General features: G+C 61.5%; 11 protein-coding genes. All 11 read right to left on the reverse strand.

The annotated features are described in order from the left end of the window. Positions 1-7: 7 nt before the first annotated feature. Positions 8-1636, reverse strand: coding sequence for a CTP synthase (locus HNP49_RS07795; protein ID WP_184682066.1), 1629 nt, complete (start codon positions 1634-1636; stop codon positions 8-10). 156 nt (positions 1637-1792) lie between these two features. After that, positions 1793-3112, reverse strand: a complete 1320-nt coding sequence (tilS, locus tag HNP49_RS07800) for a tRNA lysidine(34) synthetase TilS (RefSeq protein WP_184682076.1) — start codon at positions 3110-3112, stop codon at positions 1793-1795. A 58-nt stretch (positions 3113-3170) separates the two neighbouring features. After that, positions 3171-4121: an acetyl-CoA carboxylase carboxyltransferase subunit alpha gene (locus HNP49_RS07805; RefSeq protein WP_184682079.1), complete on the reverse strand. Its 951-nt coding sequence runs from the start codon at positions 4119-4121 to the stop codon at positions 3171-3173. Positions 4122-4239: 118 nt separating this feature from the next. Beyond that, positions 4240-7761 (reverse strand): DNA polymerase III subunit alpha, encoded by a 3522-nt coding sequence (gene dnaE / locus HNP49_RS07810; RefSeq protein WP_184682083.1) that lies wholly within the window; start codon positions 7759-7761, stop codon positions 4240-4242. A 69-nt stretch (positions 7762-7830) separates the two neighbouring features. After that, on the reverse strand, positions 7831-8433 hold the full coding sequence (gene rnhB, locus HNP49_RS07815) for a ribonuclease HII (protein WP_184682084.1): 603 nt from the start codon (positions 8431-8433) through the stop codon (positions 7831-7833). Further along, positions 8433-9560 (reverse strand): lipid-A-disaccharide synthase, encoded by a 1128-nt coding sequence (gene lpxB, locus HNP49_RS07820; RefSeq protein ID WP_184682086.1) that lies wholly within the window; start codon positions 9558-9560, stop codon positions 8433-8435. Before lpxB ends, rnhB begins: the two co-directional genes overlap by 1 nt. Before the next feature lie 7 nt (positions 9561-9567). Beyond that, positions 9568-10344, reverse strand: coding sequence for an acyl-ACP--UDP-N-acetylglucosamine O-acyltransferase (gene lpxA / locus HNP49_RS07825; protein ID WP_184682087.1), 777 nt, complete (start codon positions 10342-10344; stop codon positions 9568-9570). Continuing rightward, a complete protein-coding gene (gene fabZ / locus HNP49_RS07830; protein WP_184682089.1) occupies positions 10341-10781 on the reverse strand; it encodes a 3-hydroxyacyl-ACP dehydratase FabZ in 441 nt (146 codons plus the stop codon). Before fabZ ends, lpxA begins: the two co-directional genes overlap by 4 nt. 46 nt (positions 10782-10827) lie before the next feature. Further along, the gene (gene lpxD / locus HNP49_RS07835; RefSeq protein ID WP_221445130.1) at positions 10828-11886 is read right to left on the reverse strand and encodes a UDP-3-O-(3-hydroxymyristoyl)glucosamine N-acyltransferase; all 1059 of its coding nucleotides are present in this window, start codon (positions 11884-11886) and stop codon (positions 10828-10830) included. A gap of 2 nt (positions 11887-11888) precedes the next feature. Beyond that, positions 11889-12392 (reverse strand): OmpH family outer membrane protein, encoded by a 504-nt coding sequence (locus HNP49_RS07840; protein WP_184682091.1) that lies wholly within the window; start codon positions 12390-12392, stop codon positions 11889-11891. 45 nt (positions 12393-12437) lie between these two features. Continuing rightward, entirely contained in the window at positions 12438-14801 is a 2364-nt protein-coding gene (bamA, locus tag HNP49_RS07845; protein ID WP_184682093.1) for an outer membrane protein assembly factor BamA, read from the reverse strand. Positions 14802-14865: the final 64 nt, after the last annotated feature.

The following is a 14865-nucleotide window of genomic DNA, read 5'->3' on the forward strand; positions in this document are numbered from 1 at the left end:
CTGCGCCTTATGCCTTGCCGGCTTGTTTCAACGCAGCCTTGACGAAGCCGCTGAAAAGCGGATGACCGTCACGCGGGGTAGAGGTGAATTCCGGGTGGAACTGGCAAGCCACGAACCACGGATGATCCGGCGCCTCGACCACCTCGACCAGCGCGCCATCGGCAGAGCGACCGGTGACTTTCAGGCCGGCCTGCTGCAACTGCGGCAGAAGGTTGTTGTTGACCTCGTAGCGATGACGGTGACGCTCGACGATCACATCCTTGCCATAGCACTCGCGCACATGGGTGCCGGCCATCAGTTGGCAGTCCTGGGCGCCAAGACGCATGGTGCCGCCCAGATCGGAGCCTTCGTCACGGGTTTCCACCGCGCCGGTCACGTCTTGCCACTCGGTGATCAGGCCGACGACCGGATGCTCGCTGCTGGTGTCGAACTCGGTGGAGTTGGCATCGGCCCAGCCCAGCACGTTACGAGCGTATTCGATGACCGCCACCTGCATGCCCAGGCAGATACCCAGGTAGGGGATCTTGTTCTCGCGGGCGTACTGCACGGTGCGGATCTTGCCTTCCACGCCACGCAGACCGAAGCCGCCCGGCACGAGGATGGCGTCAACACCGGCCAGCAGGTCGGTGCCCTGATTCTCGATGTCTTCGGAATCGATATAGCGCAGGTTGACCTTGGTACGGTTCTGGATGCCGGCATGGCTCATCGCTTCGATCAGCGACTTGTAGGCATCCAGCAACTCCATGTACTTGCCGACCATGGCGATGGTGACTTCCTTCTCCGGGTTCAGCTTGGCATCCACCACGCGGTCCCACTCGGAGAGGTCGGCCGGTTGGCATTGCAGACCAAAGCGCTCGACGACAAAGTCATCCAGGCCCTGAGCATGCAGTACCGACGGAATCTTGTAGATGGTGTCGACGTCTTCCAGCCCGATCACCGCACGCTCTTCCACGTTGGTGAACAGGGCGATCTTGCGGCGTGAGGACAGGTCGATCTCATGGTCGGAGCGGCAGATCAGCACGTCCGGCTGCAGACCGATGGAGCGCAGTTCCTTGACCGAGTGCTGAGTCGGCTTGGTCTTGGTCTCACCGGCGGTGGCGATGTACGGCACCAGGGTCAGGTGCATGAGCATGGCGCGCTTGGCACCCACTTCGACACGCAACTGACGGATCGCCTCGAGGAATGGTTGCGACTCGATGTCACCCACGGTGCCACCGATCTCGACCATGGCCACGTCGGCATCGCCGGCACCCTTGATGATGCGGCGCTTGATCTCGTCGGTGATGTGCGGAATCACCTGGATGGTGGCGCCCAGGTAATCACCCCGGCGCTCCTTGCGCAGCACATCGGCGTACACACGACCGGTGGTGAAGTTGTTGTTCTGGGTCATGGTGGTGCGGATGAAGCGCTCGTAGTGACCCAGATCGAGGTCGGTCTCGGCACCATCCTGGGTGACGAACACTTCACCGTGCTGGAACGGACTCATGGTGCCCGGATCGACGTTGATGTACGGATCGAGCTTGAGCATGGTGACCTTCAGGCCCCGCGCCTCCAGGATCGCCGCCAGGGAAGCTGAGGCGATGCCTTTCCCCAATGAAGAAACAACACCACCCGTGACGAAGATGTAGCGCGTCATGAAAAACCCTAGAAGTCTGTGTTTAGGCGATAGGCCGCCGGGGAAAAGCGTGGGGCGGGGCCCCGATTGCGATGCCGCTCGCAATTGAAAACACCCACTGACCTGAGGGTTCAGCGGGAGCAACATAAGACGGGAGCGTAGTCTACCGGAAAGCCCCTACCAGCTCAAACCCACGTCACTCGTCGGCGGCTCCCACAGCAGTTGCGTGCCCTCCCCGCCTACGCGGTCATAGCCTGGCAGGGCAGCCACCGCCAGCAGCTCGGAGCCCGCGTACAGCAGCGGCAAGCGGTCGCGGGCAAAAACCGGGATGCGCGCTTCGTTGAGCAGGCGTTTGAGGTCGCGCCGACCGCGCTGAGGGTGAACCAGGCTCTCTCCGCCCCGACGATAGGCCACACGCAACGAGCCAGACGGAGCTTCGCCCGACCAACGCAGCCGGCCATTACCTGGCAGCTCCAGCACCGGCGCCTGATGCTGCCAAGGCAACCCGGCAGCGGGCTGCTGCAGCCAGTCCCCACTGAGCCACCACAACCGTTCGTCAGATCGATGCAGCTCGCCGCCATGCAGACGCCAGATTGGCCGGGCACTCGCCTGTGCATCGCGCAGCGAACACCAGCCAGCCCAGTGCCGCTCATCCGGCAGCAAGGTCAGCGGCGCGAGAAAGTGACGCAGGGCGTTGCGCTGACGGGCCTCACTGAGGCCACGCAAAGGCGCGAGCAGGAGCGACGGCAATGCCTGCCAGGGCGATTCAGGAGCAAGCCTGGCTGAGGCAAGGTCCTGCTCGGCCAGTTCGCCGAGCAGCTCATCCGCCTCGCGCAGCTGACGCGCCGTGCGCTGCAGGTTGCCGTCCAGCGCCGGCCAATGCTCGCGCAACGAAGGCAGCACCGCATGACGCAGATAATTGCGACTCAGGCGGGTATCGGCATTGCTCGGATCCTCAACCCAGCGCAGCTGATGTTCACTGGCATAGCGCCCCAGCTCGCCACGCGTACAGCCGAGTAAAGGCCGCAGCAAATGACCACTCGCGAACGCACGCTGCACTGGCATGCCTGCCAGCCCGCGCACACCGGCACCTCTCAGCAGGCGAAAAAGTACGGTTTCCACCTGATCATCGCCGTGCTGGGCCGTCAGCAGCACTTCACCTGGGGCCAATTCGGCAGCCAGCGCCGCATAGCGGGCCTGGCGGGCAGCCCGTTCAATGCTCGCGCCTTCCGCCACCTGCACAGCAACCGACCGGAACGGCACGCCGAGCTGCGCACACACTGCGGCGCAATGTTCCGGCCACTGCGCCGCGACAGCCTGAAGACCATGACCGACATGCAACGCCCGCAGCGGCGGCAAAGCATGATGTCGGCGCAGACCAGCCAGCAGATGCAGCAGCACCGTGGAGTCCAGCCCACCGGAGAAGGCCAGCAGCCACCCCGGAGCCTGGCACCAGGGCTGAAGGACGGACAGCAAGGATTGTTCGAGACGGTTCATTGGCCAAGCTTAAAACAACAACGGGCCCGCAGGCCCGTTGTGTTGAAACTCAAAGCGATCACGCCACGCCATAGCTCATCAGGCGCTCGTAACGACGCGCCAGCAGATCGGCGCTATCGAGCTTGTTCAGCACCTTGAGCTGCGCCAGCAACTCCTTGCGCAATGCATCGGCCATCGCCTGCGGATCGCGATGCGCGCCGCCAAGCGGCTCGCCGACTACCTTGTCAACGATGCCCAGCCCCTTCAGACGTTCGGCCGTAATGCCCATGGCCTCAGCCGCATCCGGGGCTTTTTCCGCAGTTTTCCACAGAATCGAGGCACAACCTTCCGGCGAGATCACCGAATAGGTGGAGTACTGCAGCATGTTCAGACGGTCGCAGACACCAATGGCCAATGCACCGCCGGAGCCGCCCTCACCCACTACGGTGGCGATGATCGGCGTCTTCAGACGCGACATGACCCGCAGGTTCCAGGCAATCGCCTCGCTCTGATTGCGCTCCTCGGCATCGATGCCCGGATAAGCACCCGGCGTGTCGATGAAGGTGAGGATCGGCAGCTTGAAACGCTCAGCCATTTCCATAAGACGACAGGCCTTGCGGTAGCCTTCCGGGCGCGGCATGCCGAAGTTGCGCCGCACCTTCTCACGCACCTCACGGCCCTTCTGGTGGCCGATAACCATCACGGGCTGGTCTTCCAGACGGGCAATACCACCGACAATGGCGGCATCGTCGGAGAAATGCCGGTCACCATGCAGTTCGTCGAACTCGGTAAAGATCAGGTCGATGTAATCGAGGGTATAGGGTCGACGCGGATGCCGGGCCAGCTGGGCAATCTGCCAGCTGCTCAGATTGTCGAAGATGCTCTTGGTCAGACTGCGACTCTTGTCTTCGAGACGGGCGATCTCGTCACTGATATTCAGCGCATTGTCATTGCCGACCAGGCGCAGCTCTTCGATCTTGGCTTGCAGTTCGGCAATCGGCTGTTCGAAATCGAGGAAATTCGGGTTCATAAGCATCCGTCTGGCTGTGGGCGGTGACGCCCTGTCCGTGTCGCGCACGAGCTTGAGGTAACTACCTTAAGGGATCGTGCGCATGCGGTCGAGCAGGGCCGGGACTCTCGTCCCTGACCTAGCGGTAGTGCAAAAAGACGTTGTCTTTGCCGAACTGGTCACGCAACGCCTGAATCAGATTGTCGGCCGGATCGATCCGCCACTGCTCGCCCAGCTGCAGCAGGGCCTTGGCCTCACTGCCGGCATAGTCGACGCTGAGCGGGCAGGCACCCTTGTGCTTGCCGAGCAGCTCGCCCAGCCAGCGCAGGCGATCGGGCTTAAGCGCGTCCTGTGTGACACGCACACGCAGGCTCTCGGCCAGCGCCGTGCGCGCCTCTTCCAATCCCATGACGCGCTTGGCGCGCAGGCGCAGGCCACCGGAGAAATCGTCCTGACTGACCTCGCCCTCGATCACCACCAGCGCATCGTTCTGCAACAGCGCCTGGTTGCTGGCAAACGCATCGGCAAACAGCGACGCCTCGATACGCCCGGAGCGGTCGTCCAGGGTGACGAAGCCCATCTTGTCGCCCTTCTTGTTCTTCATCACCCGCAGGTTGACGATCAGACCGGCGACGGTCTGGGTATCGCGTGCCGGTTTCAGATCGATGATGCGCTGGCGGGCAAAACGCCGCACCTCGCCTTCGTATTCGTCGATCGGATGACCGGTCAGGTACAGACCGAGGGTTTCCTTCTCGCCACGCAGGCGCTCCTTGAGCGTCCACTCACGGGTGCGCCGGTGATTGGCATACACGTCAGCCTCCGGCTCGGCGAACACCCCACCAAACAGGTCCATGTGACCGCTGTCATGGCTACGCGCCGTTTGCTCGGCGGCGGCGATGGCCTCTTCCATGGCCGCCAGCAACACGGCGCGATTGAGGTTGACCGTGGCCTGGTAGGCCTTGAGCTCATCCTGATAATGCGGTCCCAGACGATCCAGCGCACCGGAGCGAATCAGCGCTTCCAGGGTGCGCTTGTTGATGCGCTTGAGGTCGACCCGCGCGCAGAAGTCGAACAGATCCTTGAACGGCCCGCCGGAGGCTCGGCTCTCGCTGATCGCCTCCACCGGCCCCTCGCCGACCCCCTTGATCGCACCGAGGCCGTAAACAATGCGGCCGTCGTCGTTGACGGTGAACTTGAACTCGGAGGTATTCACGTCCGGCGCATCGAGGCGCAGCTTCATGCTGCGGCACTCCTCGATGAGGATCACCACCTTGTCGGTGTTGTGCATATCCGCCGACAGCACGGCGGCCATGAACGGCGCCGGGTAGTGCGCCTTGAGCCAGGCGGTCTGGTAGGAAACCAGACCGTACGCGGCCGAGTGCGACTTGTTGAAGCCGTAACCGGCGAACTTCTCCACCAGATCGAAGATGTTACCCGCCAGATTCGCATCGATGCCGTTATTGGCGCAGCCTTCGATAAAGCCGCCGCGCTGCTTGGCCATCTCCTCGGGCTTCTTCTTGCCCATGGCCCGGCGCAGCATGTCCGCACCGCCAAGGGTGTAGCCGGCCATCACCTGGGCAATCTGCATCACCTGCTCCTGGTACAGGATGATGCCGTAGGTCGGTTTGAGCACCGGCTCCAAACCGGCGTACTGGTAATCCGGGTGCGGGTAGGACACCTCGGCACGGCCGTGCTTGCGGTTGATGAAGTCATCCACCATGCCCGACTGCAGCGGGCCGGGACGGAACAGCGCCACCAGAGCGATGAGGTCTTCCAGGCAGTCCGGCTTGAGCTTTTTGATCAGCTCCTTCATGCCGCGCGATTCCAGCTGGAACACCGCGGTGGTTTCCGCCTTCTGCAGCATCTGGTAGGTCGGCTTGTCATCCAGCGGGATGAAGTCGATGTTCAGATCCGGCAGGCCCTGCTTGGCCTGCTCGCGGTTAATGGTCTCCATCGCCCACTTGATGATGGTCAGGGTGCGCAGGCCGAGGAAGTCAAACTTGACCAGGCCAGCCGCTTCCACGTCATCCTTGTCGAACTGGGTGACCAGGCCACCGCCTTCCTCATCGCAGGCAATCGGCGAGAAGTCGGTCAGTTTGGTCGGCGCGATTACCACGCCCCCGGCGTGCTTGCCTGTGCCGCGACAGATGCCCTCGAGCTTTAGCGACATCTCCCAGATTTCCGCAGCCTCCTCGTCGGTCTTGAGGAAGTCGCGCAGCGGCTCCTCCATCTCGTAGGCTTTTTCCAGGGTCATGCCGACTTCGAAGGGAATCATCTTCGACAGACGATCGGCCAGACCATAGGACTTGCCCTGCACCCGCGCCACGTCGCGGACCACCGCCTTGGCCGCCATGGTGCCGAAGGTGATGATCTGGCTGACGGCGTTGCGCCCGTAGGCCTCGGCCACGTAATCGATGACCCGGTCGCGGCCGTCCATGCAGAAGTCGACGTCGAAGTCGGGCATGGAAATCCGTTCGGGGTTGAGAAAGCGCTCGAACAGCAGGTCATAGGCCAGCGGATCGAGGTCGGTAATCTTCAGCACGTAAGCAACCAGAGAACCGGCACCCGAACCACGGCCAGGACCGACCGGCACGCCGTTGTTCTTCGCCCACTTGATGAAGTCCATCACGATCAGGAAGTAGCCGGGAAAGCCCATCTGGATGATGGTGCCCAGCTCGAACTCCAGACGATCGACATAGACCTGCCGCTTCGCCTCGTAATCCGGCGTGTCCGTGGGCAGCAATACCTGCAGGCGCTCCTCCAGACCTTCATAGGAGGCATGGCGCAAGTAGTCGTCGATATTCATGCCGTTGGGCGTGGGGAAGTCCGGGAGGAAGTACTTGCCCAGCTGCACCTCGATATTGCAGCGCTTGGCGATTTCCACGGTATTTTCCAGCGCCTCGGGAATGTCGCTGAACAGCTCGGCCATCTCGGCCGGCGACTTGAGGTACTGCTGATCGGAGTAATTGCGCGGCCGCCTTGGGTCATCCAGGCTGCGCCCTTCGCCGATGCACACGCGGGTCTCGTGGGCCTCAAAGTCGCCCTGCTTGAGGAAGCGCACATCGTTGGTCGCCACCAGCGCCGCACCACAGCGCTCGGCCAGGGCTACCGCTGCATGCACATGCTCTTCGTCGCCAACGCGGCTGGTGCGCTGCAGCTCCAGGTAGAAACGCTCGGGGAATACCGCCTGCCATTCGGCCAGCAGGTTCTCGGCCAGGGCCAGGTCGCCGCCGAGCAGGGCCAGGCCGATCTCGCCCTCCTTGGCGCCGGACAGGGCGATCAGGCCCTCGGCCGCTTCTTTCACCCAGTCGCGCTGGATGATCACCAGATCGTTGCTCTGCCCTTCGGTCCAACCGCGAGACACCAGCTCGGTGAGATTGCGATAGCCCTGGGCGTTCATCGCCAGCAGGGTCATGCGGGTTAGCGGGCCGTCTTCGCTGTTGCTGGCCAGCCAGATATCGGCACCACAGATCGGCTTGACCCCGCCGCCCATGGCCGCCTTGTAGAACTTGACCAGCGAGCACATGTTGCTCTGATCGGTGATGGCCACCGCCGGCATACCCGCCGCCGCCACCGCCTTGATTAGCGGTTTGACCCGAACCAGACCATCCACCAGGGAAAATTCGCTGTGCAGCCGGAGGTGAACGAAGGAAACGGTCATGAGCAGCCCTTGCTGGGTAAAACGACAAGGCCCGGATTGTACCGGGCCTCGGGGGGAAACGACACGACGCTATTCTCTGTCTTCCAGCACCTGTCGCACCGGGGCAAAGGAGCGCCGATGAATCGGCGTGGCGCCAAGACGACGCAGGGCCTCCAGGTGTATCGGCGTGGGATAGCCCTTGTGCCCGGCCATGCCGTAGCCCGGATAGAGATCATCCAGCTCGGCCATTTCTCGGTCACGACTGACCTTGGCCAGAATCGAGGCCGCCGCAATCGCCGGCACCTGGCTGTCACCCTTGACTACCGGTGCGCTGGGTACAGCCAGTTTGGGACAGCGGTTACCATCGATCAGCGCCAGGCGCGGGGTCACCGACAAGCCCTCCACCGCGCGCTGCATGGCCAGCATGGTGGCATGCAGGATATTCAGCTGGTCGATCTCCTCCACCTCGGCGCGGGCAATGCACCAGGCCAGCGCCTTCTCGCGAATCTCGTCGAACAGCTTTTCGCGCCGGGCCTCGCTGAGCTTCTTCGAATCGTTGAGACCGAGAATCGGTCGTGCCGGGTCGAGAATCACCGCGGCGGTAACGACCGGGCCACAGAGCGGCCCGCGGCCGACCTCGTCGACACCCGCCACCAGCTCTTCGACCAGGGTGAAATCCAATCCCAACTGCATCAGCTACGCACCAGTTGCAGCACGGCATCGGCCGCCTGAGCCGAAGCATCCTGACGCAAGGCGCGGTGAATGGTATCGAAGCCGCGGGTCTGCGCGGCGCCATCCAGCAACAGGGTGGCCATGGTTTCCGCCAGCGCGTCAGGGGTCGCGGCCTCCTGCAGCAGTTCCGGCACCAACATGCGCCCGGCCAGCAAGTTCGGCAGCGAGACGTACGGACTCGTCACCAGGCGACGCAGGATGCGGTACGTCAGATTTGCCACGCGATAAGCCACCACCATCGGCCGCTTGAACAGCAAGGCTTCAAGGGTCGCCGTACCCGAAGCGATCAGCACGGCATCGCAAGCGGCCAGCGCTTCATGGGAACGGCCATCAAGCAGCAGGAGCGGCAAGCTGCGCTCGCTGAGCAGATCCTCAATCTGCCTGCGACGCTCGGCATTGGCACACGGCAGCACGAAACGCACCCCCGGACGCAGACTGCGCAGGCGCTCGGCGGCATCGAGGAACAAAGCGCCCAGCTTGGCCACCTCACCGCCACGACTGCCTGGCATCAGCGCGACCACACAGTCCTCGGCATCCAGGCCAAGGGCCTGTCGTGCGGCCAGCTTGTCCGCCTGCATGGGAATACTGTTGGCCAGCGGATGACCGACAAAGCGCACAGGCATCTCATGTTCCAGGTAGAACTGCGCCTCGAAGGGAAACAGGCAGAGCATCAGGTCGCAGCCCTGGCGAATCTTCAACACCCGCTTCTGCCGCCAGGCCCAGACGGACGGGCTGACATAGTGCACGGTACGGATGCCAGCCTGACGCAACTTCAATTCAATGTTGAGGGTGAAATCCGGCGCATCGATACCGATGAACACATCGGGTTTCTCTTCGATCAGGGTGCGGATCAGGCGTTTGCGCCGCGCCAGCAGTTCGGGCAGTCGGCCGAGCACCTCGACCAGGCCCATCACGGAGAGACGCTCCATGGGAAAGTAGGAGCGCAGCCCCTGAGCCTCCATCAACTGGCCACCCACACCGATGAACTCGATATCGGCATGCCGCTCACGCAAGGCCTGCATCAGGCCAGCACCCAGGATATCGCCGGACGCTTCACCGGCGACCAGCGCAACACGCAATTTGCTCATGGGAAACTCAGCGGGTGATGCCGCGGGTAGAAGCCAGAATCGAATCGCGGAATACCGCCACTTCCGGGAACTCGGCAGCAGAATCAGCCATCTCGGCCATGGCCTGCTCGACCGTCAGCCCCTGGCGGTAGACGATCTTGTAAGCACGACGCAAGGCGGCAATAGCCTCGGCAGAGAAGCCCCGGCGGCGCATGCCCTCGAAGTTCATGCTGCGTGCCTCGGCCGGATTGCCGAAGACGGTGACGTAGGCCGGCACGTCCTTGCCGATGGCGGTGCCCATGCCGGAGAAACTGTGCGCACCGATACGGCAGAACTGATGGACCAGGGTGAAACCGGACAGGATCGCCCAGTCATCGACCCACACATGACCGGCCAGCGCGGTATTGTTGACCAGGATGCAGTGATTGGCGATGACACTGTCATGCCCAACATGCACGTAGGCCATCAGCAGGTTGTGATCGCCGATGGTGGTCTCGGCACGGTCCTGAACAGTGCCGCGGTGAATGGTCACGCCTTCGCGAATCACGTTGTGATCGCCGATCACCAGACGGGTAGGCTCACCCTTGTACTTGAGGTCGGGGGTATCCTCGCCTACCGAGGAAAACTGGTAGATACGATTGTGCTTACCAATGACCGTCGGCCCCTTGATGATCACATGGGGGCCAACCACGGTACCCTCGCCGATTTCCACATCTGGCCCGATGATCGACCAGGGGCCGACCTGAACGTCATCCGCCAGCCTGGCCGACGGATCGATGATGGCGCGAGGGTCAATCAAACTCATAGTTTGCGTTCCGCACAGATGATTTCGGCCGAACAGACTTCCTTGCCGTCCACGGTGGCCCGGCAGGCAAATTTCCAGATGCTGCGCTTGGCGCTGATGAAGCTAGCCTCCAGGACCAACTGATCACCCGGGGTCACCGGCGAGCGGAAGCGTAGCTTGTCGGAACCCACAAAATAATAGAGGGTTCCATCGGCCGGTTTCACATTCATCATCTTGAAGCCGAGAATGCCGGCTGCCTGCGCCATGGCCTCAATGATCAGCACACCCGGCATGATCGGATGCTGCGGAAAGTGACCGTTGAAGAAAGGCTCGTTGATGCTGACATTCTTGTAGGCGCGAATGCGTTTGCCTTCAACATCCAGCTCAGCCACACGGTCTACCAGCAGGAACGGGTAGCGGTGCGGCAGGTATTCGCGAATTTCGTTAATGTCCATCATGATCGGGGAGAGCCTGTATCAGAAAAGGAAAGCCATCTGGCGCGTATCAGGCATCAGATGAGGCGTCACCGTTCGGGGTCACGGCAGCCAGACGATTCTCCAGCTGTTTCAGACGCTTGGCCATGTCGTCGAGCTGGCGAATGCGCGCGGCGCTCTTCTTCCAGTCAGAGGCGGTCTGCATGGCCGTACCGGACGAATAGGCACCCGGTTCAGTGATCGAGCGAGTCACCATGGTCATGCCGGTGACAAAGACGTTGTCGCAGACTTCGATGTGTCCAACCATCCCGACGCCGCCGGCGATCATGCAGTGCTTGCCGATCTTGGTGCTACCGGAAATGCCGGCACAACCGGCCATGGCGGTGTGATCACCGATCTGCACGTTGTGCGCAATCATGATCTGGTTGTCCAACTTCACGCCATTGCCGATCTGCGTATCGGCCAGCGCGCCACGGTCGATGGTGGTATTGGCGCCAATCTCGACATCGTCGCCAATGGTCACGCCGCCGATCTGGGCAATCTTCTGCCACACACCCTTCTCATTGGCGAAGCCGAAACCTTCGCCTCCGAGCACAGCCCCCGACTGGATGACGACACGCTCACCAATCCGGACATCGTGGTACAGGGTGACCCGCGGAGCCAGCCAGCCATCGGCCGCAATCGAACTGCGCGCACCAATCACACAATGCGCGCCGACAGTCACGCGCGGGCCGATCACGGCAGCTTCTTCAATGACAGCGTAGGCGCCGATGCACGCGCTGGCGTCGACCTGAGCGGAAGCGGCAACCACCGCCGTGGGATGAATCCCGGCAGCGCTCTGCGGTTTGCGATCAAACAGATGGGACAGGCGAGCATAGGCCAGATAGGGATTGGCCACGATCAGCGCGCTGCCGGCATAGCCCTCGGCATCGGCCTCAGTCAGCAGCACCGCTGCCGCCCGGCATGCAGGCAGGTGCTTGCGGTACTGCGGGTTGGCCAGAAAGCTCAGCTGATCCGCCTCTGCCTCCTGCAGCGAAGCCAGACCACGCACGGGAATATCGCTGGCACCACGCAGGGTGGCGCCAAGCTGCTCGGCCAACTGGCCGAGTGAGAACACCGGAGCCGTCATGATCAACGCAGCTGATTCATGCGCTCGATGACTTGGCGGGTGATGTCGAACTGCGGCTTGACGTCGACTACTGCACCACGCTCAAGCACCAGATCATAACCACCTTTCTTGATCACTTCCTCGACAGCCTTGTCCAGCTTGGGCTTGAGCTGCTTGAGCATGTCGCGGTCGGAAATGGCCTTGGCTTCGTTGAGTTCCTTGGACTGGAACTGGAAGTCACGAGCCTTCTGCTTGAATTCCAGCTCAAGGCGTTCGCGCTCGGCCTGCTGCATCTTGTCGCCGCCCTTGACCAGGCGATCCTGAATGCTCTTGGCGCTCGACTCGAGGGTCTTCAGCTTGCTCAGTTGCGGACCGAACTTCTTCTCGGCATCCACGGCGTACTTCTTCGCCGCACCCGACTCAAGCAGAGCCATCTGATAGTTGAGGACCGCGATGCGCATTTCGGCGAATGCCGGGGTGGCCAGCATAGCCGCGGTGAACAGAACCACTTGAGTCAACTTACGCACGATGCACTCCTGCAAAACACTTTTGTTTTAATGAGCCAAACACACTTAGAAGGTCTGACCGAGGGAGAACTGGAAGACCTGGGTATCCGCGTTATCCGGTTCCTTGACCGGCATCGCCAGACTGAAGCTCAGCGGACCGAGGGCCGTAATCCAGGTCAGACCGGCACCCACCGACATGGCCAGTTCACCGGCGTCGATATTCTGGCAATCAGGCTGCTGACCACAGCTGGTATCGAAGACGTTACCCACATCGTAGAACAGCACGGTGCGCAGCTGGCGCTGATCCTTGATGAACGGCAGCGGGAACAGGTATTCGACACCACCCTGTACCAGCACGTTGCCACCGAAGGGCAGCGGGTCCTGATCCGGATCGGTGTAACGGCCGTTCTGATCCGGACCACCGCCGGCAATATTGCTCGGCGTACTGCGAGGGCCGAGACTGGAGTCCTCGAAGCCACGTACCGAGTTGAAACCACCGGCATAATAATGTTCGTAGAACGGTAGCTCGCTGGTGGAACCATAGCTGTCGCCATAACCCAGTTCGGCATGGAAGCGGAAGGCCGTGCTCTGGGTTAGCGGGAAGAAGCGCTGGCCACGGTAGTCGAGCTTGTAGAACGACAGGTCGCTGCCCGGCACCGTGGTCTCCAGAATCAGACTCTGCGAATAACCACGGGTGGCCAGCACGCCCTTGTTGAGGGTGGACTCGGACCAGCCGGCGGAAGCCTTGAAGTTCAGGTAGCTGTCACCTTCCTGGTCGATGAAGTCCATGATTTCATCGACGGTATAGATACCGGTGTTGATGTCGTCCTGCTGGACGGTCAGACCGAAGTTAAGACGAGAGATCTCGCTCAGCGGATAACCGATGCTCATGCCTGCACCGTAGCTGTCGACGGCATAGCTGGCCACGTCGGTATCCAGTTCGTCGTAGTCGGTGGTGCGGTAGAAGGCGTTGTAGCCCAGGCTGACACCATCGACGGTCCAGTAGGGGTCAACGAAACCGAAGCTGTAGCTGGTCTGGTATTCGCTGCGGGTCAGGCCGAGACTGACCTTGTTACCGGTACCGAGGAAGTTGTTCTGGCTGATCGAACCGCCGAGGATCAGGCCGGCATTCTGAGCGAAACCAACGCTAGCGGTGATCGAGCCGGAAGGCTGCTCTTCCACGCTGTAATTCACATCGACCTGATCATCGGTGCCAGGCACCGCCGGAGTCTCGACGTTCACTTCCTTGAAGTAGCCAAGACGCTCAAGGCGGGTTTTGGACTGGTCGATCAGGTAGGTCGACGCCCAGCCGCCTTCCATCTGGCGCATCTCACGGCGCAGCACTTCGTCCTCGGACTTGGTGTTGCCACGGAAGTTGATGCGATTGACGTAGGCACGCTTGCCCGGATCGACCACGAAGGTGATGGCCACGGTGTTGTCATCATCGTTGGCCTGGGGCACGCCGTTGACGTTGGCAAAGGTGTAACCCTCGTTACCCAGGCGCCGGGTGATCAGCTCCGAGGTAGTGGTCATGACCTTGCGCGAGAACACCTGGCCTTCTTTGACCAGCAGCAGCGACTTGACGTCATCTTCCGGCACCTTGAGGTCACCGGACAGTTTGACGGCACTGACCTTGTACTTCTCGCCTTCATCGACGTTGACTGTGATGTAGACGTGTTTCTTGTCCGGAGTAATGGATACCTGGGTCGAGGAAATATCCATGTTGATATAGCCGCGATCCAGATAGTAGGAGCGCAGGCGTTCCAGGTCGCCGGACAGCTTCTCACGAGCATACTTGTCGTCATTCTTGAAGAACGACAGCCAGTTGCTGGTCTTCAGTTCGAACAGGTCGACCAGATCTTCATCCGAGAAGACGGTATTGCCCACCACGTTGATGTGCTGGATGGCTGCAACCGTACCTTCGTTGACATTGATTTTCAGCGCTACACGGTTGCGCGGCTGCGGAATCACTTCCGCTTCGATCTCGGCCGAGTACCGTCCTTGCGAAACGTACTGGCGCTGCAATTCGTTACGCACGCCTTCCAGCGTGGCGCGCTGGAAGATTTCACCCTCTTCAAGGCCGGACTGATTCAGGCCCTTGAGCAGGTCTTCAGTGGTAATCGCCTTGTTGCCTTCGATTTCGATGGTGGAAATCGATGGGCGCTCGACCACAGTCACCACCAGGGTGTCGCCGTCGCGGCCAAGCTGGATGTCCTGGAAGAAGCCGGTCTTGAACAGAGCACGGGTGGCGCTGACCAGGCTGCGATCATCGACACGTTCGCCAACGTTAAGCGGCAAGGCACCAAATACGCTGCCGGCGGAGACCCGCTGCAATCCGTTGACGCGAATATCGGAGATGGTGAAGGACTCGGCGTGAACTTCGGCGATCATCAACGCGGAGAGCGCCGCAGGCAGGAGCAGACGTTTCATGAAGTCCTTTCTTGTTCCAACTAGCAAATAAAGAATCTGCCGCTCGAAAGCGGCAGACTGGAAA

Origin of the sequence: Pseudomonas fluvialis (assembly GCF_014207935.1) — a bacterium.
Lineage (GTDB): Bacteria > Pseudomonadota > Gammaproteobacteria > Pseudomonadales > Pseudomonadaceae > Aquipseudomonas > Aquipseudomonas fluvialis_A.